Source organism: Enterobacter cloacae complex sp. IR5418 (assembly GCF_049238105.1).
In the GTDB taxonomy this organism is placed as follows: Bacteria; Pseudomonadota; Gammaproteobacteria; order Enterobacterales; family Enterobacteriaceae; genus Enterobacter; species Enterobacter hormaechei.
In genome coordinates this window covers 179772-199454 of the sequence record NZ_JBMKHS010000003.1, presented here as the reverse complement: position 1 = coordinate 199454, position 19683 = coordinate 179772, and the positions used below count along the sequence as shown (strand labels likewise).

15 protein-coding genes are annotated in these 19683 nt (G+C 54.3%); 8 read left to right on the top strand and 7 right to left on the bottom strand.

The genetic code is table 11. The annotated features are described in order from the left end of the window. Entirely contained in the window at positions 1-792 is a 792-nt protein-coding gene (locus ACOTX7_RS04215) for a DUF2950 family protein (RefSeq protein WP_221812948.1), read from the top strand. 116 nt (positions 793-908) lie between these two features. Here ACOTX7_RS04215 and ACOTX7_RS04210 read toward each other — a convergent pair whose 3' ends face one another. The 5 genes from ACOTX7_RS04210 to pdhR all read right to left on the bottom strand — a co-directional run bounded on the left by ACOTX7_RS04210 (position 909) and on the right by pdhR (position 9653). Continuing rightward, positions 909-2309 carry an RCC1 domain-containing protein gene (locus ACOTX7_RS04210; protein ID WP_260630755.1) on the bottom strand — a complete coding sequence of 467 codons (1401 nt, stop codon included), beginning with the start codon at positions 2307-2309 and terminating at the stop codon, positions 909-911. Positions 2310-2585: 276 nt separating this feature from the next. Further along, positions 2586-4010: a dihydrolipoyl dehydrogenase gene (lpdA, locus tag ACOTX7_RS04205; protein ID WP_032673649.1), complete on the bottom strand. Its 1425-nt coding sequence runs from the start codon at positions 4008-4010 to the stop codon at positions 2586-2588. Positions 4011-4185: 175 nt separating this feature from the next. Beyond that, on the bottom strand, positions 4186-6087 hold the full coding sequence (aceF, locus tag ACOTX7_RS04200; protein ID WP_006810092.1) for a pyruvate dehydrogenase complex dihydrolipoyllysine-residue acetyltransferase: 1902 nt from the start codon (positions 6085-6087) through the stop codon (positions 4186-4188). Between the two features lie 14 nt (positions 6088-6101). Then, the gene (aceE, locus tag ACOTX7_RS04195; RefSeq protein ID WP_039273112.1) at positions 6102-8765 is read right to left on the bottom strand and encodes a pyruvate dehydrogenase (acetyl-transferring), homodimeric type; all 2664 of its coding nucleotides are present in this window, start codon (positions 8763-8765) and stop codon (positions 6102-6104) included. Positions 8766-8888: 123 nt separating this feature from the next. After that, positions 8889-9653, bottom strand: a complete 765-nt coding sequence (pdhR, locus tag ACOTX7_RS04190; protein WP_006173806.1) for a pyruvate dehydrogenase complex transcriptional repressor PdhR — start codon at positions 9651-9653, stop codon at positions 8889-8891. A 537-nt stretch (positions 9654-10190) separates the two neighbouring features. Here pdhR and aroP point away from each other — a divergent pair. From aroP to ACOTX7_RS04175, 3 genes are all read left to right on the top strand, one after another. After that, entirely contained in the window at positions 10191-11561 is a 1371-nt protein-coding gene (gene aroP / locus ACOTX7_RS04185; RefSeq protein WP_221256926.1) for an aromatic amino acid transporter AroP, read from the top strand. A 164-nt stretch (positions 11562-11725) separates the two neighbouring features. Continuing rightward, on the top strand, positions 11726-13123 hold the full coding sequence (locus ACOTX7_RS04180; protein ID WP_006810095.1) for a glycoside-pentoside-hexuronide (GPH):cation symporter: 1398 nt from the start codon (positions 11726-11728) through the stop codon (positions 13121-13123). A gap of 10 nt (positions 13124-13133) precedes the next feature. Next, entirely contained in the window at positions 13134-14084 is a 951-nt protein-coding gene (locus tag ACOTX7_RS04175; RefSeq protein ID WP_221256925.1) for a family 43 glycosylhydrolase, read from the top strand. 18 nt (positions 14085-14102) lie between these two features. Here the strand turns inward: ACOTX7_RS04175 and ampE are convergent, their stop codons facing one another. Both ampE and ampD read right to left on the bottom strand, forming a co-directional pair. Next, positions 14103-14957: a beta-lactamase regulator AmpE gene (ampE, locus tag ACOTX7_RS04170; RefSeq protein ID WP_221256924.1), complete on the bottom strand. Its 855-nt coding sequence runs from the start codon at positions 14955-14957 to the stop codon at positions 14103-14105. Continuing rightward, on the bottom strand, positions 14954-15517 hold the full coding sequence (gene ampD, locus ACOTX7_RS04165) for a 1,6-anhydro-N-acetylmuramyl-L-alanine amidase AmpD (RefSeq protein WP_006810098.1): 564 nt from the start codon (positions 15515-15517) through the stop codon (positions 14954-14956). The genes ampE and ampD overlap by 4 nt, the downstream gene beginning before the upstream one ends. An 87-nt stretch (positions 15518-15604) precedes the next feature. Here ampD and nadC point away from each other — a divergent pair, with 87 nt between their 5' ends. The 4 genes from nadC (at position 15605) to hofC (ending at position 19676) form a co-directional block, all read left to right on the top strand. Beyond that, complete coding sequence (nadC, locus tag ACOTX7_RS04160; protein WP_125358115.1) at positions 15605-16498, top strand: carboxylating nicotinate-nucleotide diphosphorylase; 894 nt, start codon at positions 15605-15607, stop codon at positions 16496-16498. A gap of 174 nt (positions 16499-16672) precedes the next feature. After that, positions 16673-17110 (top strand): prepilin peptidase-dependent pilin, encoded by a 438-nt coding sequence (gene ppdD, locus ACOTX7_RS04155; protein WP_221256923.1) that lies wholly within the window; start codon positions 16673-16675, stop codon positions 17108-17110. A 12-nt stretch (positions 17111-17122) separates the two neighbouring features. Further along, positions 17123-18502: a type II secretion system protein GspE gene (gene gspE, locus ACOTX7_RS04150; RefSeq protein WP_221256922.1), complete on the top strand. Its 1380-nt coding sequence runs from the start codon at positions 17123-17125 to the stop codon at positions 18500-18502. Beyond that, a complete protein-coding gene (gene hofC / locus ACOTX7_RS04145; RefSeq protein WP_221256921.1) occupies positions 18492-19676 on the top strand; it encodes a protein transport protein HofC in 1185 nt (394 codons plus the stop codon). The genes gspE and hofC overlap by 11 nt, the downstream gene beginning before the upstream one ends. Positions 19677-19683: the final 7 nt, after the last annotated feature.

Here is a 19683-nt window from a genome sequence, read left to right as displayed (position 1 = left end):
ATGAAACGTCAATTACTCAGTGGAATGGTGTTGTTCATGGTCTCGGCGACCGTCATGGCACAGCAATCGTTCAGTTCGCCAGAACAGGCGACCAGTGCGCTGGCAAGCGCCATCAGCGAGCAAAACGAAAGTGCCATGAACAACCTGCTCGGTGAAAACTGGCGCGATTTTATGCCGCCCGAAGGCGTTGATCCTGATGCGGTCGATCGCTTCCTGCGCGACTGGAAAGTGCGTCATAACACCGTCGTCGAAGGGGATACGGCGCATCTTGTGGTCGGAGACAGCGGCTGGCAGCTTCCCATTCCGGTAATCAAAACCGCCTCCGGCTGGCAGTTTGACATCAAAGAAGGGGCCGAGGAGATCCTCACCCGCGAAATTGGGCGTAACGAACTCGCCGCCATTGAAGCCCTGCATGCCTACATGGTTGCTCAGCAGAGCTACTTTGCGATGAACCAGACATACGCGCAGAAGATAGTCAGTTCTGAAGGGAAAAAGGACGGGCTGTACTGGCCCGTTTCGCCTGGCGAAGCGCCAAGTCCGCTTGGCCCGGCGTTCAGTCCGAAAGAGCCAGGTGCGGGATACCACGGCTATCGCTTCCGCATCCTGCCGGATAATAACGGCTTTGCGATGGTGGCCTGGCCGGTTAGTTACGGCCTGTCAGGAGTGATGAGTTTTATGATCAATCAGGATGACAAAGTGTACCAGAGCAATCTCGGCGGTGAGTCAGCCAGGAAAGCCCAGGCATTGACCATGTACAGACCCGATACATCCTGGCAACCCGTTGCGCCTTGATAGTATGATTGCACTTCGCCAGCAGGGGCGAGAGTGTGAGGAAAACGCCTCCAAAGAGGCGTTTACAGAGCTGAAGAGTCTTATTTCGTCTATGCTTTCAGGCAAGTACAGATGAATTATTTAACAAAGCTATAGGTAACATTCCCCTGCAAATCTGCTGGCATCTTTGTGATATCTGTTCTGGCCTCTTCGCCCCATTCAAAGAGACGATCATCGTTGCGCAGAGCGCAAAAACGATAGCCGCAGGCATAGATAGCACGAATATCATAAAGCTCGTTTGCAACAGGCGTGGTGTCACCGCCCTCCCCAGGATGCCCCCAAGCCACTACGGAACCATCACGGCGAAGCGCGGCAAAAGCCCCCCATCCAGCGGACAGAGAAACCACATCGGACAAATCCGCAGGCATCTTTTTTTCATAATGTGTAGCAGATCCCCAGCAGTACACTTTTCCTTCAGAAGTTAAAAAAGCATAACTACTATTAGCTGCCCCCTGGACATCTATAATATTCGTCAGACTGGCAATCTCCTCCGGAAGCTCGACCAGAGAATAATCCTGCCCCCAAAACACGACGCTGCCGTTCTGTCTCAAGGCAATAAAAGTCGAACTGGTACAATGTACGGAAACAATATCCGTCAGACTGGCGATGTTATCCGGAATGACAGCACCATACCGGATACTTCCCCATGAAAAAATACTGCCTGAAGCTCTGAGTGCGACAAATGCACCAACGTTGCTATAAAGGGTGATCACATCATTCACTTCTTTTAGATGTACCGGCAACTCACCACCATAGGCTGCATCCCCCCAGGTAATAACATGGCCATTTTGGGTAATTCCCGCAAAGGCATATTCTGTAGTCTGGATGGCAATGAAGTCTTTACGCTCGGCAATGTCTGCTGGAAAATCATTATGCGAAGCACCATCTGTCCACTGCACTACCTGGTTATTAGCCCGCAATACCAGATAGGTATAATTACCCTGATCTGTAAAATATTGGGCCACTTTAATATCTACAATATCATCCAACGCCGCCACGTTATCCGGTAAAGGGTTATCATCATCGACGGACCAGGTAAATACCTGACCATTGGCATTAACCGCAGCAGACACATCCCAGCCACCGTAAACGGCTCTGACGTTATGATTTCGATCGCTTGTTGGTGATGTACCACCATTTTGGGGCATTCCCCACGCTTCAACAGTACCGTCATTTTTAATGACCGCTAATGCGGAACCCGAACCACCAAAATTACTGATATTAATGACGTCACCCAGTCGATAAACATCGGAATTTGCCAGCAAGCGTACATCTGGACGAGTGTCAGTAAAAACGGGGCCGGTAAAGCGAGATGTGGTCTCATCTTCATACCACCAGTCAACGCTCACCGGTTGCAGCGTTTCTTTATCCAGGGCAACGAGTTTATGCGTCGCACTTGCCCAGCAACTTCCTGATTGAGTTCTGGCCCCCATTACTTTTAAATCACGAATATCAGATGTTAATTCATTACTTTTCATAATAATACCCTTTCTGGAGTAAAGTAATCATCCGAACAGTAATACACCCTTTATAATTTAAGTCAAATTAACTAACCCACTATCAAAAACAATAAAAATATTGGAAACATATAATCGCTTTTAAAAAAGAATTGGAATAATTTGAACTATAAATACACTCGCCAATTAGCATATAAATAATTGATTGGTTTTCTTATTAACATTAACAGTTAGCAATTTGGAATTACAGCCAAAAAAAACGCCTCCATCGGAGGCGTTTCGCAATCAAGAAGAAACTTACTTCTTCTTCGCTTTCGCGTTTGGCAGGTCGGTGATGCTACCTTCAAACACTTCTGCCGCCAGGCCAACGGACTCGTGCAGAGTCGGGTGAGCGTGGATGGTCAGCGCGATGTCTTCCGCGTCACAGCCCATTTCGATAGCCAGACCGATTTCACCCAGCAGCTCGCCGCCGTTGGTACCGACAATCGCACCACCGATCACACGGTGAGTCTCTTTGTCGAAGATCAGTTTGGTCATACCGTCTGCGCAGTCGGACGCGATAGCACGGCCAGAAGCAGCCCACGGGAAGGTGGCGGTTTCGTAGCTGATGCCTTTCTCTTTCGCTTCTTTCTCGGTCAGACCGACCCATGCCACTTCTGGCTCGGTGTAGGCGATAGATGGGATCACTTTCGGATCGAAGTAATGCTTCATGCCAGCGATAACTTCAGCGGCAACGTGACCTTCGTGAACACCTTTGTGCGCCAGCATTGGCTGACCGACGATATCGCCGATAGCAAAGATGTGCGGCACGTTGGTGCGCAGCTGCTTGTCAACGCGGATGAAGCCACGGTCGTCCACTTCCACGCCAGCTTTGCCCGCGTCGAGGTTTTTACCGTTCGGCACACGGCCGATAGCCACCAGCACGGCGTCGTAACGCTGTGGTTCAGATGGAGCTTTTTTGCCTTCCATGGAAACGTAAATACCGTCTTCTTTCGCTTCAACGGCAGTCACTTTGGTTTCCAGCATCAGGTTGAATTTCTTGCTGATACGTTTGGTGAAGACTTTAACGATGTCTTTGTCGGCAGCCGGGATAACCTGGTCGAACATTTCAACCACGTCGATCTTTGAACCCAGCGCATGGTACACGGTCCCCATTTCCAGACCGATGATGCCGCCGCCCATAACCAGCAGACGCTCAGGAACGGTTTTCAGCTCCAGCGCATCGGTGGAATCCCACACGCGTGGATCTTCATGCGGAATGAATGGCAGTTCGATTGGGCGAGAGCCTGCCGCGATGATCGCGTTGTCGAAGTTGATCACGGTTTTGCCGTTTTCGCCTTCCACTTCCAGGGTGTTCGCACCGGTGAATTTACCCAGACCGTTTACCACTTTCACTTTACGGCCTTTGGCCATACCCGCCAGACCGCCGGTCAGTTGAGTGATAACTTTCTCTTTCCAGGTACGAATTTTGTCGATATCGGTTTTCGGCTCGCCGAAGACGATACCGTGTTCAGCCAGCGCTTTGGCTTCTTCGATAACTTTCGCTACGTGCAGCAGCGCTTTAGAAGGGATACAGCCGACGTTCAGACAAACACCGCCGAGGGTGTTGTAACGTTCTACGATGACGGTTTCCAGACCTAAATCCGCGGCGCGAAATGCTGCGGAGTAACCTGCCGGGCCTGCCCCAAGTACTACGACCTGAGTTTTGATTTCTGTGCTCATCATGACCTCTTAATGTATACCCGTCGTCCACCGGGTCGTTCTATCCGCCCGTATTTTACAAAATTGTTAACAATTTTGAAACAACAAACGGCTCACGAATTATCGCTTTCACCAATAACCTCAAAAACCCCATGAGATTATCAGAAAAAAGCCGGCCGACTGGCCGGCTTTTCGATTACATCACCAGGCGGCGAATGTCGCTCAGCATGTTGTTGATGATGGTGATGAAACGCGCACCATCAGCCCCGTCGATCACGCGGTGGTCGAAGGACAGAGAGATTGGCATCATCAGACGCGGCACGAACTCTTTGCCATTCCACACCGGCTCCATCGCGGACTTGGACACACCGAGGATAGCCACTTCCGGCGCGTTCACAATCGGCGCGAAGTGGGTGGTACCCAGGCCGCCGATGCTGGAGATAGTGAAGCAGCCGCCCTGCATTTCGCCGGCAGTCAGCTTACCATCACGCGCTTTTTTGGAGATGGTGGTCAGTTCACGGGACAGCTCGGTAATGCTCTTCTTGTTCACGTCTTTGAAGACCGGAACAACCAGACCATTTGGCGTATCAACCGCAACACCGATGTTGATGTATTTCTTCAGCGTCAGCTTCTGGCCATCTTCGGACAGGGAGCTGTTGAAGCGTGGCATCTGCTCAAGGGCAGCGGCAACCGCTTTCATGATGAAGACCACTGGGGTGAATTTCACGTCCAGCTTACGCTTCTCAGCTTCGGCGTTCTGCTGCTTACGGAACGCTTCCAGATCAGTGATATCGGTTTTGTCGAAGTGGGTAACGTGCGGGATCATCACCCAGTTACGGCTCAGGTTCGCACCAGAGATTTTCTGGATACGGCCCAGCTCCACTTCTTCGATTTCACCGAACTTGCTGAAGTCCACTTTCGGCCATGGCAGCATGCCCGGGATACCGCCGCCAGCGGCTGCCGCAGGTGCAGCTTCGGCGCGTTTCACCGCGTCTTTCACGTAAGCCTGAACGTCTTCACGCAGGATGCGACCTTTACGGCCTGTACCCTTCACTTTCGCCAGGTTCACACCGAATTCGCGCGCCAGGCGGCGAATCAGCGGGGTAGCGTGGACGTAAGCGTCGTTTTCAGCGAACTCTGATTTTTCTGCTTTCGCAGCAGGGGCAGCCGCTGGTTTAGCAGCCTGAGCCGGTGCAGCAGCCGGTGCCGGAGCAGCCGCGGCAGCTGGAGCGGCGGCAGGTGCCGCGCCTTCCACTTCGAAGACCATGATCAGAGAGCCGGTAGACACTTTGTCGCCGGTGCTGATTTTGATCTCTTTAACAGTACCCGCGAACGGCGCTGGCACTTCCATAGAAGCTTTGTCGCCTTCTACGGTGATCAGTGACTGTTCAGCGGCAACTTTGTCGCCCACTTTCACCATCACTTCGGTCACTTCAACTTCGTCACCGCCGATGTCCGGTACGTTAACGTCTTTCGCGCCGCCAGCCGCTGCTGGTGCAGCAGCCTGTGCCGGAGCAGCTTCCGCTTTCGCTGGAGCCGCAGCGCCTTCAGCGCCCGCCACTTCGAAGATCATGATAAGCGACCCGGTGGACACTTTGTCACCGGTGTTGATTTTGATCTCTTTAACGGTACCCGCGAACGGCGCTGGCACTTCCATAGAAGCTTTGTCGCCTTCTACGGTGATCAGTGACTGCTCAGCCGCAACGGTGTCGCCCACTTTCACCAGGATTTCAGTGACTTCTACTTCGTCACCGCCGATGTCAGGCACGTTCACTTCTTTCGCTGCCGCGGCAGCGGCTGGAGCAGCGGCGGCCGGAGCGGCTTCTTTCTTCTCTTCCTGCGCAGGTGCAGCAGCTGCTGCACCGTCGGCGGAATCGAAAATCATGATCAGTTTGCCAGTCTCGGTTTTATCGCCAACAGAGACTTTGATCTCTTTAACGATGCCAGCCTGAGGAGACGGGACTTCCATAGAGGCTTTGTCGCCTTCTACGGTGATCAGCGACTGTTCAGCTTCAACTTTGTCGCCCACTTTGACCAGGATCTCGGTGATTTCAACTTCATCAGCCCCGATGTCCGGTACATTGATTTCGATAGCCATTATTCTTTTACCTCTTACGCCAGACGCGGGTTAACTTTATCTGCATCGATGTTGAATTTGGTAATTGCGTCCGCAACCACTTTCTTATCGATTTCGCCACGTTTAGCCAGTTCGCCCAGTGCTGCTACAACCACGTAGGAAGCATCAACTTCGAAGTGGTGACGCAGGTTTTCGCGGCTGTCAGAACGACCGAAGCCGTCAGTACCCAGTACGCGATAATCATCAGCTGGAACGTAAGTACGAACCTGCTCTGCGAACAGTTTCATATAGTCAGTAGACGCCACCGCTGGCGCGTCGTTCATCACCTGAGCGATGTACGGAACGCGTGGGGTTTCCATTGGGTGCAGCATGTTCCAGCGCTCACAATCCTGGCCATCACGCGCCAGTTCAGTGAAGGAAGTCACAGAGTACACGTCGGAACCCACACCGTAGTCTTTCGCCAGGATCTGCGCTGCTTCACGAACGTGACGCAGGATAGAACCGGAGCCCAGCAGCTGAACTTTACCTTTGCTACCTTCAATGGTTTCGAGTTTGTAGATACCTTTACGGATACCTTCCTCGGCACCTGCTGGCATTGCCGGCATGTGGTAGTTTTCGTTCAGTGTGGTGATGTAATAGTAAATGTTCTCTTGCGCTTCACCGTACATGCGCTGCAAGCCGTCATGCATGATGACTGCCACTTCGTACGCGTAAGACGGGTCGTAAGAGATACAGTTCGGGATAGTCAGAGACTGAATGTGGCTGTGGCCATCTTCGTGCTGGAGACCTTCACCGTTCAGGGTCGTACGACCAGAAGTACCACCGATCAGGAAGCCGCGAGCCTGCTGGTCGCCTGCCTGCCAGCACAGGTCACCGATACGCTGGAACCCGAACATGGAGTAGTAAATGTAGAACGGGATCATCGGCAGGTTGTTGGTGCTGTAAGAGGTCGCAGCAGCCAGCCAGGATGCGCCTGCACCCAGTTCGTTGATACCTTCCTGAAGGATCTGACCTTTCTCGTCTTCTTTGTAGTATGCAACCTGCTCACGGTCCTGCGGGGTGTACTGCTGGCCGTTCGGGCTGTAGATACCGATCTGACGGAACAGACCTTCCATACCGAAAGTACGCGCTTCGTCGGCAATGATTGGAACCAGACGATCTTTGATCGACTTGTTCTTCAGCATCACGTTCAGGGCACGAACGAAAGCGATGGTGGTAGAGATCTCTTTGTTCTGCTCTTCCAGCAGCTGAGAGAAGTCTTCCAGCGCTGGCAGTTCCAGCTTCTCGGTGAAGTTAGGCTGACGAGCAGGCAGGTAGCCTTTCAGTGCCTGACGACGTTCGTGCAGGTACTTGTGCTCTTCAGACCCTTCCGGGAAGGTGATGTAAGACAGGTTTTCGACCTGCTCATCGGTCACTGGAACGTTGAAACGGTCGCGGATATAACGCACGCCGTCCATGTTCATTTTCTTAACCTGGTGAGCGATGTTTTTACCTTCTGCGGTATCACCCATGCCGTAACCTTTGATGGTGTGGGCCAGGATCACAGTCGCTTTACCTTTGGTTTCACGCGCTTTTTTCAGTGCAGCGTAAACTTTCTTCGGATCGTGACCACCGCGGTTCAGCGCCCAGATCTGCTCATCAGTCCAGTCTGCAACCAGGGCTGCGGTTTCAGGATATTTGCCGAAGAAGTGCTCACGTACGTAGGCACCGTCTTTGGATTTGAAGGTCTGGTAGTCGCCGTCAACGGTTTCGTTCATCAGCTGGATCAGTTTACCGCTGGTGTCTTTACGCAGCAGCTCATCCCAACGACCGCCCCACATCACTTTGATCACGTTCCAGCCTGCACCTGCGAAGATGCCTTCCAGCTCGTTGATGATCTTGCCGTTACCGGTTACCGGACCATCCAGACGTTGCAGGTTACAGTTGATGACGAAGCACAGGTTGTCCAGCTTCTCACGGGTCGCGATGGTGATCGCGCCTTTAGATTCTGGCTCATCCATCTCACCGTCGCCCAGGAAGGCGTAAACGGTCTGCTCAGAGGTGTCTTTCAGACCACGGTGTTCCAGGTACTTCAGGAATTTAGCCTGGTAGATCGCACCGATTGGACCCAGACCCATAGATACGGTCGGGAACTGCCAGAACTCAGGCATCAGTTTAGGGTGCGGGTAAGAAGACAGGCCCTTACCGTGAACTTCCTGACGGAAGTTGTTCATCTGCTCTTCAGTCAGACGACCTTCCAGGAAGGCGCGTGCATAGATGCCCGGAGAGATGTGGCCCTGGAAGTACACCAGATCGCCGCCATCTTTCTCGTTCGCTGCACGGAAGAAGTGGTTGAAGCACACTTCGTAAATGGTCGCAGAAGACTGGAAGGACGCCATGTGGCCACCCAGCTCCAGGTCTTTCTTGGATGCGCGCAGAACGGTCATGATGGCGTTCCAGCGGATTGCAGAACGGATACGGCGTTCCAGATCCAGATTGCCCGGGTATTCCGGTTCGTCTTCGACGGCAATCGTGTTTACGTAGTTGCTAGCCCCTGCACCTGAAGCCACTTTCACGCCGCCTTTGCGTGCTTCTGAAAGCAGCTGATCAATCAGATACTGAGCGCGCTCAACACCTTCTTCACGGATGACCGATTCGATCGCCTGTAGCCAGTCGCGAGTTTCGATCGGATCCACGTCATTTTGGAGACGTTCTGACATGGGGGTATTCCTTATCTATCTAATACGTTGATTTGTCTGGAACCTGTCCCATTGTATTTTCGCCAGAAAACACAATAAGACAGGTTCTGCGTTTAGTTGCCGCGCTCTAAAAGTACCTGGCGCTTAATCCTTTCGTTGCTGTATGCGGCGTAATGAACGTTCGCGACGCGATTGTTCACGGCTGCGGTCCAGCAAGATTTCCTCAATGAAAGCCAGATGGCGGTGCGACGCTTCGCGCGCCTGCTCCGGTTCCCCGGCCATTATCGCCTCGAATACTCGGGTGCGATGGTTGCTTACCAGCGGGAGCATCTCCCGACGGGCATACAACAATTCAAAATTCTGACGAACGTTCTGGGCCAGCATCGGCTCCATGCAGCGTAGCAGATGGAGGAGCACCACGTTGTGTGCTGCTTCGGTGACGGCGATTTGATACTGGACAACGGCGCTGGACTCGGCGTCTAAATCGCCGGACTGCTGTGCCCGTTCAATGGCCTGATGCAGCTCGCGAATACGCACGCGGTCTTCATCAGTGCTGCGAAGTGCGGCGTAATAGGCCGCGATACCTTCCAGCGCGTGACGGGTCTCAAGCAGATCAAACTGGGATTCTGGGTGGTCAGAGAGAAGTTCTACCAGCGGGTCGCTGAAGCTCTGCCACAGGCTGTTTTGCACAAAGGTTCCGCCACCCTGGCGACGGAGCAACAGGCCCTTTGCTTCGAGACGTTGAATCGCCTCACGCAGAGAGGGACGTGAAACGTCGAACTGTTTTGCCAGCTCGCGTTCTGGCGGGAGTTTCTCGCCCGGGCGCAGTGTCCCTTCGAGAATTAAAAACTCCAGCTGCTGCTCAATCACATCGGAAAGTTTTGGTTGGCGAATTTTGCTGTAGGCCATATTCCCTGTCTTACGCCTTTTTGCCCGGAGTCAATTGGTCTTACCAATTTCATGTTCGTATCGCTAAAGTAACAAAGTATTCACCTTCTGTCCATATTGGTTTTGATTGAAATCAGTAAACCCGGCACATTTTAACAACCTTACAGAACTAACGTTTCAGGAATGTAACTTTGCACAAATGAAATGGTTACTACCAAAGAGGCAGTTTTAACCATAATGAAACGAGGGTTTTTGCAATCTGAAGCGATTCAACAGGGCAAAAAATGAAAATTCACCCTCTTCTGACGCATTTCTATTCTATAGGTTGTGGTATGAGGGGTTAACGTACCGATTTACAATTGGTTTCTTTTTATTCAACTCGTCATCATCCCTTCATAAAGCAGGTGCATTCGCTGGCACTTATCACTATTCTGGCGCTAACGGAAGCCATCTCCGCTTTTTTCGGTATCGTTAACCGTAAAGAAATAAATACAGAATATGGACTTTCATAATTACACACGCACAGCGTGAACATAACAACCACACACGAGGTTTCAAATGGAAGCTCAACAGCATGGCGATCAGCTAAAGCGCGGCCTTAAAAACCGCCATATTCAGCTCATCGCCCTGGGCGGTGCTATTGGTACTGGCCTGTTTCTGGGCAGTGCATCGGTTATCCAGTCGGCCGGTCCGGGCATTATTCTGGGTTACGCGATTGCGGGTTTCATTGCGTTTCTGATCATGCGCCAGCTTGGTGAAATGGTCGTTGAGGAGCCGGTCGCAGGCTCCTTCAGCCACTTCGCCTATAAATACTGGGGCAGCTTCGCGGGCTTCGCCTCCGGCTGGAACTACTGGGTGCTGTACGTCCTGGTTGCCATGGCTGAACTGACCGCCGTCGGGAAATACATCCAGTTCTGGTATCCCGAGCTCCCCACCTGGGCGTCGGCGGCGGCCTTCTTCGTTATTATCAACGCCATTAACCTGACCAACGTAAAAGTGTTTGGTGAGATGGAATTCTGGTTTGCCATCATCAAAGTGATTGCCGTTGTGGCGATGATCATCTTCGGCGGCTGGCTGCTGTTCAGCGGAAACGGCGGCCCGCAGGCAACCGTACGCAACCTCTGGGAACAGGGCGGCTTCCTGCCGCACGGCATGACCGGCCTGGTGATGATGATGGCGATCATCATGTTCTCATTCGGCGGTCTGGAGCTGGTGGGCATCACCGCCGCAGAAGCCGATAACCCGGAGCAGAGCATCCCGAAAGCCACTAACCAGGTTATCTACCGTATTCTGATCTTCTATGTAGGCTCCCTGGCAGTCCTGCTCTCCCTGCTGCCATGGACGCGCGTCACGGCGGATACCAGCCCGTTTGTGCTCATCTTCCACGAGCTGGGCGATACCTTCGTGGCGAACGCGCTCAACGTCGTGGTGCTGACCGCCGCGCTCTCCGTTTATAACAGCTGCGTTTACTGCAACAGCCGTATGCTGTTCGGCCTGGCGCAGCAGGGCAACGCACCGAAAGCGCTGCTTACCGTTGATAAACGTGGCGTACCGGTTAATACCATCATCGTGTCGGCAGTCGTGACGGCGCTGTGTGTACTGATTAACTATCTGGCGCCTGAATCTGCCTTCGGCCTGCTGATGGCGCTGGTGGTTTCCGCGCTGGTGATCAACTGGGCGATGATTAGCCTCGCGCACATCAAGTTCCGCCGCGCCAAGCACCAGCAGGGCGTAACCACCCGCTTCCCTGCCCTGCTCTATCCGCTGGGGAACTGGATTTGCCTGCTGTTCATGGCAGCTGTGCTGGTCATCATGCTCATCACCCCGGGCATGGCGATTTCCGTATACCTGATCCCGGTCTGGATTGCGATCCTCGGCGTGGGCTATATGGTGAAACAGAAAAATGCCAAAACGGTGAAAGCGCACTAAGTGTTTTCTCGCTGTACTCGCGGTTGCGGGTACAGCATCTTGTTACCTTCCTCACAAATTCGTGCCGACAGCAAAATCCTCCATATCACCGCCTTTATATTGCAACGCATATATTCGTTTGCCAGCGAATAATTCTCTCCATACCGAAACCCGGAGAGCTGTCGATGAATAACAACAAACTGTCAGTAAAAGAAAAGATCGGCTATGGCATGGGTGACGCCGGATGCAACATTATCTTTGGCGCCATCATGTTATTTGTTAACTATTTTTATACGGATATTTTTGGTCTGGCTCCTGCACTGGTTGGCGTTTTGCTCCTGTCCGTACGCGTCATTGATGCCGTAACGGACCCAATCATGGGCGCGATTGCCGACCGGACCCGCAGCAAATATGGCCGGTTTCGTCCATGGCTGCTGTGGATTGCCTTCCCCTATGCGCTGTTCAGCATTCTGATGTTCACCACGCCGGAGTGGAGCTATAACAGCAAAGTTATCTATGCGTTTGTCACCTACTTCCTGCTGTCGCTCACCTATACTGCCATCAACATTCCGTACTGCTCGCTCGGCGGCGTGATCACCAACGACCCGAAAGAGCGCGTTGCCTGCCAGTCCTATCGGTTTGTTATGGTTGGTATCGCCACGCTGCTGCTGTCGCTAACGCTCCTGCCGATGGCCGACTGGTTCGGTGGGGACAACAAAGCCAAAGGCTACCAGATGGCGATGACCGTGCTGGCACTGATTGGTACCTGCATGTTCCTGTTCTGCTTCGCCACGGTGCGTGAGCGCGTGCGTCCGGCGGTGCAAACCCACGACGAACTGAAAAACGACCTGAAGGACGTGTGGAAGAACGACCAGTGGGTGCGTATTCTGCTGTTAACGCTGTGCAACGTCTGTCCGGGCTTTATCCGCATGGCGGCCACCATGTATTACGTGACCTGGGTAATGGGGCAAAGCACCCATTTCGCCACGCTGTTTATCAGCCTGGGCGTTGTCGGCATGATGTTCGGCAGTATGCTGGCGAAAGTGCTGACCGACCGCTGGTGTAAGCTGAAGGTCTTCTTCTGGACCAACATCGTGCTGGCCATTTTTTCTACCGCTTTTTACTTCTTCGACCCGAAAGCCACCGTCACCATTGTGGTGCTCTATTTCCTGCTTAATATCCTGCACCAGATCCCTTCCCCGCTGCACTGGTCCCTGATGGCCGACGTGGATGACTACGGCGAGTGGAAAACCGGGAAACGCATCACCGGGATCAGCTTCTCCGGCAACATCTTCTTCCTGAAGCTGGGTCTGGCGATTGCCGGGGCGATGGTGGGCTTCCTGCTCTCCTGGTACGGTTATGACGCAGGCGCAAAAGCGCAGAGCGCGGACGCCATCAACGGGATCGTGCTGCTCTTTACCGTCATTCCTGGCATTGGATACTTGATTACCGCGGGCGTAGTACGTCTGCTGAAGGTGGATCGCGAAACCATGAAGATGATCCAGTCCGATCTGGAAAAGCGTCGTACCAACTATCGCGAGCTGAACGATTATCAGGAACTCAAAGCCGTCGAGACAAAATAAGGAAAGCCGAATGCAAACCTGGCCCAACCCGTTTATTGAACAACGCGCCGACCCGTATATCCTGCGCCACGAAGGACAATACTATTTTATTGCCTCCGTGCCGGAGTATGACCGGCTGGCGATCCGCCGCGCGGACTCGCTGGAAGGTTTACGCGACGCTAAAGAGGTGGTTGTCTGGCGCAAGCCCGAGACCGGCCCGATGAGTAAGCTGATTTGGGCGCCGGAGCTGCACCACATTGACGGCAAGTGGTACATCTATTTTGCCGCCACGCATACCCAGGCGCTTGATCAGCTCGGGATGTTCCAGCATCGCATGTTCGCCATTGAATGCGCAGATCGCGATCCGCTCACCGGTACGTGGGTGGAAAAAGGGCAAATCAAAACCCCGTTTGACACCTTCGCGCTGGATGCCACCACCTTTGTTCATCAGGGTAAACGCTGGTATCTTTGGGCGCAAAAAGCCCCGGACATTTCCGGTAACTCCAATCTTTACCTGTGTGAAATGGAAAATCCGTGGACGCTGAAAGGCGAGCCGGTGATGCTCAGTAAACCAGAATATGACTGGGAGTGTCGCGGGTTCTGGGTCAACGAAGGCCCGGCGGTGCTGTTCCATGGCGATAAGCTTTTTATCAGCTACTCCGCCAGCGCCACCGACGAAAACTACTGCATGGGGCTACTGTGGACAGAGATAAGCGCCGATCCGCAAAACCCGGCAAACTGGCATAAATCCCCGCGCCCGGTGTTCGTCACCAGCTACGAAAACCGTCAGTACGGGCCTGGCCATAACAGCTTCACGCAGACGCCGGACGGCGACGATGTGCTGGTCTACCACGCGCGAAACTACTCTGAAATAGAGGGCGATCCGCTTTACGATCCGAATCGCCACACTCGCATGAAGCTCGTCCGCTGGGACGAAAACGGGATGCCTGACTTCGGCATCCCGCCTGCGGATACGCTGTAACGGCTTCGGCGCGCTGGTTCAGACCAGCGTGCCGTAAATCGTCAGTAGCGCCACAATGACCACCACCACAAACGACGTTTTCTTCGCCATCGAGACGGCAGCTTTTGGCGTTTCGACTTTGTCCGTGTGCGGCTCACGCGCCAGCGAGAATTGTGCCAGTCGGCTCAACACCTGATACTGCGCGGTATGGCGGTCTGCGAGAGAAGCAAACCACGCGGGCAACGCTTTTTCACCGTGGCCGATAAGAGCATAAACAACGCCTACCAGACGCACCGGAAGCCAGTCGAGCACATGCAGGATGGCATCAATGCCGGACTGTAGACGTTCATGCGGCGTCAGGTAGCGGGCAAGCCATGTCTGCCAGGCGCGGAGGAACGCATAGCCCATCAACAGTACCGGTCCCCACGGGCCGCCCACCACAAACCAGAACAGCGGCGCCAGGTAGTAGCGGAAGTTGATCCACAGCAGCGCGTTTTGCAGCTCGCGCAGGAACTCGCGTTCATCGCAGTCCGGCGGTACGCCGTGGATCATCGTCAGCTCGCTCGCCATCGCGCCGCGCGCGTGGGCATCATCCCGGGAGGCGGCCTTAAGGTAGGCGTGATAGTGCAAACGCACCTTGCCCGCGCCAATACACAACACGCCGAGCAGGATCCACACCACCAGCAGCGGCACGTTGAAAAAGAGGCCATAAAGCGAGCGCAGGAGCAGAAACGTAATCGCCATCACACCGGCCGTCATCAGCAGCGTACGCAGCATGGAAAAATGTCGGATGCGGCGGAATAACACTTCCAGCCGATGATCCAGATGCCAGTGCTCACCGAGCTTAAAGAGGCGTTCAGCGATCATAACCAGCAGCATGGTAAACAACGTCATGTTATCTCCTTATCTGACGACGTGGTAAGCATGGCGTGAAACCGGGACCAGTCGAACGCCGGGCCGGGGTCGGTTTTTCTTTCAGGGGCGATGTCACTGTGCCCTGTAATATTTTCGGCTATTGCGGGATAGCGCGCGATTAACGTTTGCGTCACAGCAACCAGCTTCTGATACTGCGCATCGGTGTAAGGCGTGGTGTCCGTTCCTTCCAGTTCAATCCCGATAGAGAAATCGTTGCAGCGCTCGCGCCCCTGATACAGCGACACGCCAGCATGCCAGGCACGCTTATCAAAGGGAACATACTGCACCACTTCGCCATCACGACGGATCAGACAGTGCGCCGATACGCGCAAATGCGCAATCTCAGCAAAGAAGGGGTGGGCATCGGGATCTATCGTTCCAGTGAATAACGCATCGATCCACGGACCGCCAAACTCACCCGGCGGGAGACTAATATTGTGAACCACCAGCAGTGTGGGCTTTTCATCCTCCGGGCGGCAGTCGTGGTGCGGCGACGGTACATGCCGCGCGTCCACCAGCCATCCGTCTTCTAACAACATGCTGGAACTCCTTATCTATGGTGCTGTTACTCGGTTCAGAGTAGCATGTTTCAATATTATGATTCGTTACCAATTTGGAGTTTTATCATGCCGCCTCGCCGCTATAACCCCGACCACCGACGTGACGCGCTTCTGGAACGTATTAATAGTGATATCCCGGCAAGCGTTGCCCATGCCCTGAAAGAAGATCTCGGCGGCGACGTCAGCGCCGATAACGATATTACCGCCCAATTGTTGCCAAAAGAGACGCGCTCGCACGCGGTGATTATCACCCGCGAAGCGGGAGTTTTCTGCGGCAAACGCTGGGTTGAAGAGGTCTTTACCCAGCTGGCGGGCGACGACGTGCAGGTAACATGGCATGTTGAAGACGGTGATGCGGTCACGGTGAATCAGCCACTGTTTGAGCTGGACGGCCCTTCCCGCGTCTTGCTGACCGGCGAACGCACCGCACTCAATTTTGTGCAAACGCTCTCTGGTGTCGCCAGTGAAGTACGCCGCTACGTTGACCTGCTGGCGGGTACCCGCACCCAGCTGCTGGATACCCGTAAAACACTGCCGGGCCTGCGTACCGCGCTGAAATATGCGGTGCTCTGCGGCGGCGGCGCTAACCATCGTCTGGGGCTATCCGATGCCTTCCTGATCAAAGAGAACCACATTATTGCCTCTGGCTCGGTGCGTCAGGCGGTGGAAAAAGCCTTCTGGCTGCATCCGGATGTGCCGGTCGAAGTGGAAGTGGAAACGCTGGAGGAGCTGGACGAGGCCATTAAAGCGGGGGCTGACATCATCATGCTCGATAACTTCGACACGGAGCAGATGCGTGAAGCGGTCAAACGCACAAACGGCCAGGCGCAGCTTGAGGTGTCCGGCAACGTGACGTTCGACACCATCCGCGAATTTGCTGAAACCGGCGTCGATTACATCTCCGTTGGCGCTCTGACCAAGCATGTACGCGCCCTCGACCTCTCGATGCGCTTCAAATAATTTGTCCTCCCCTCTCCGCCCGGAGAGGGGAAATACGAAACCGCTCGCAATTACGCTGTCCTTCACTGCAACACTGAATCATTTCCCTGAAAGCCCCTTCACGTTCACGCTTTTGCCCCTCGTTTCTGCGCGCTGGCACTGCCACAGTAGCGCCACTTAACGTAAGGAGCAGACATGAACAGACAACAAGGATTTACCCTGATTGAGCTAATGGTGGTCATTGGCATTATTGCCATCCTGAGCGCGATTGGCGTCCCGGCCTATCAGAACTACCTGCGAAAAGCGGCGCTCACCGATATGCTGCAAACGTTTATCCCCTACCGCACCGCCATAGAACTTTGCGCCCTGGATCATGGTGGCGTGGAGCGCTGCGACGCAGGCACCAATGGCATCCCCTCGCCCGCAACCACACGTTACGTTTCAGCGATGAGCGTGGCAAAGGGGACCGTATCGTTAACAGGGCAGGAAAGCTTTAACGGGCTTGAAGTGCTCATGACACCGATCTGGAGCGACGGTAATGGAATGACGGGCTGGACGCGTGACTGCAAAATTGCGTCCGACACGGCGCTCAAACAAGCCTGTGAAGATGTTTTCCGCTTCGACAACAACTGACAGGAGTGGACAATGAATACCGAACAGCTTATGACGCTCTGTCAGCGCCATCACGCACTGCTACTCGCAAGCGACACCGATATGATCAGCATTGCGGTGGTGGGTAATCCTGCCTCTGAGCTGATGGAGGCGTTACGCTTCGCCACGCAGAAACGTATTGATATTGAGTGCTGGACGGCCGAACGGATGGAAAAACGGCTCCAGTCCGCCTCATCCTCACATCTGCCGGGCATAGCGCCAAACTCAGCCACTGATGTGCTCAATACAACGTTGCAGCAGGCAGTAAACCAGCGGGCGTCTGACATCCATATTGAACCGACGGAGCACGGCTACCAGATCCGTTTGCGAATCGACGGTGTTCTTTACCCGCAACCGCCGATCTCCGCCGCCCTTGGTACGACGCTTACCGCGCGTCTGAAGGTGCTGGGCCAACTGGATATTGCGGAGCGCCGCCTGCCGCAGGACGGTCAGTTTACGGTGGAGCTGGCAAGCGTCCCCGTCTCTTTTCGTATCGCAACCCTTCCCTGTAGCGGTGGAGAAAAAATCGTGCTTCGTCTGCTTCACCAGGTGCAGCAAGCGCTGGAGCTTGAACAGCTGGGGATGAGTGCAGACCAGCAGGCCCGTTTTGCCGGTGCGCTTAACAGCCCTCAGGGGTTAATTCTGGTCACCGGCCCGACCGGTAGCGGGAAAACGGTAACGCTGTACAGCGCGTTGCAGGCGCGAAATACCCCTGACGTCAATATTTGTAGCGTGGAAGATCCCGTTGAAATCCCGCTTGCAGGCTTAAACCAGACGCAGATTAATCCGCGTGCGGGGCTGACCTTCCAGAGCGTGCTGCGCGCCCTGCTCAGGCAGGATCCTGACATCATTATGGTGGGTGAAATTCGTGACGGCGAAACGGCAGAAATTGCCATCAAGGCCGCGCAAACCGGGCATCTGGTGCTGTCCACGCTCCATACTAACTCAACGACTGAAACGCTGGTACGGCTGCAACAGATGGGCGTCGCGCGCTGGATGATCTCCTCGGCACTCTCAATGGTGATTGCCCAGCGGCTGGTGCGCCGGTTATGCCCGTACTGCCGACAGGAAGCCAGCCGCCACACCGAATTACCGCGCACGTTGTGGCCCCGGCCGCTTCCTCGCTGGCAACCTACCGGCTGCGATCGCTGTTACCACGGTTTTTATGGTCGCGTAGCCATTTTTGAAGTGCTCGTCATCGACGACACACTCCGGCAGGCCATTGCCAGCGGAGCAAGCACGGAGGTGATTGGATCCAGCGCACGTCAGGCGGGAATGACCTCTTTGTTCGAGCATGGCTGCATGGCCGTGGAGCAAGGGCTGACTACGCTCGAAGAGCTGTTGCGCGTCCTGGGAATGCCCGATGGCTGCTAATTCGCTCTGGCGCTGGCGTGCCCTGACCTCCGGTGGGGATGTGCAAACTGGCACCCTCTGGGCCATAGACCGTGACGCCGCTTACACAGCACTGGTGCTTAAACAGCTGCACCCGCTGACGCTAAACCGCTGCCAGCAGCGCCACCGATGGCAGGTGCAGCACTGCTACGATATTTTTCGCCAGCTCGCCACGCTGCTACAGGCCGGACTCACGCTGTCCCAAAGCCTGCACATGCTGGCGGAACAGCATCCTTTACAGCAGTGGCAGGCGCTGCTGCACAGTCTTGCTGATGACCTGAGCGAAGGCTGCGCCCTGTCGGAGTCCATGAAGAAATGGCCTGACGTGTTTAGCCCACTTTATGTCTCGATGGTAAAAACGGGTGAGCTGACGGGAAAGCTTGAAGTGTGCTGTCGCCAGCTTGCGCAGCAGCAAAAATCTCAGCAGCAGCTAAATGCTAAGGTGAAGAAAGCCCTGCGCTACCCGCTGTTCATCCTGACGCTGGCCTTTTTCGTGGTGCTGGCGATGGTGACGCTGGTTTTGCCGGAGTTTGCTGCAATCTACAAAACGTTCAACACCCCGCTCCCTTTGCTCACGCAGGCAGTCATGGGGCTGGCGGCCCTGGTTCAGGCGCATATCCTCACCCTTTTGGCTCTGCTTGTGGTGATGGTTCTCATCGCCTGTAAACTGCGGCGGCATCCGCGCTGGCAGTATGTCTTGTTACACGTACCGGTAATGGGCACGCTGTCGCGCGGGCAAAAACTGGGACAAATTTTTACCGTGCTGTCATTAACCCAGCAGGCCGGAATTGCCTTTTTACAAGGCCTGGAGAGTGTGGAAGAGACCGTTGAGCGTGGCTACTGGCAGGACAAAATCCGCGGGATACGCAGCGATATCGAACAGGGTATGTCCATATGGTCCTCCTTCCAGAAGGCCTCCGTTTTTACGCCACTGTGTATTCAGCTTATTCGCACCGGGGAAGTGTCGGGTTCACTGGATGTGATGCTAATGAATCTGGCGCGTCACCATACGGAACAGACATTTCAGCAGGCAGACAATCTGGCGGCACTTCTTGAACCTTTGCTACTGGTCGTGACGGGACTGATTATCGGCACGCTGGTGGTAGCGATGTATCTGCCGATTTTCCATCTGGGGGATGCAATGAGTGCGGGGTAATGCTGGC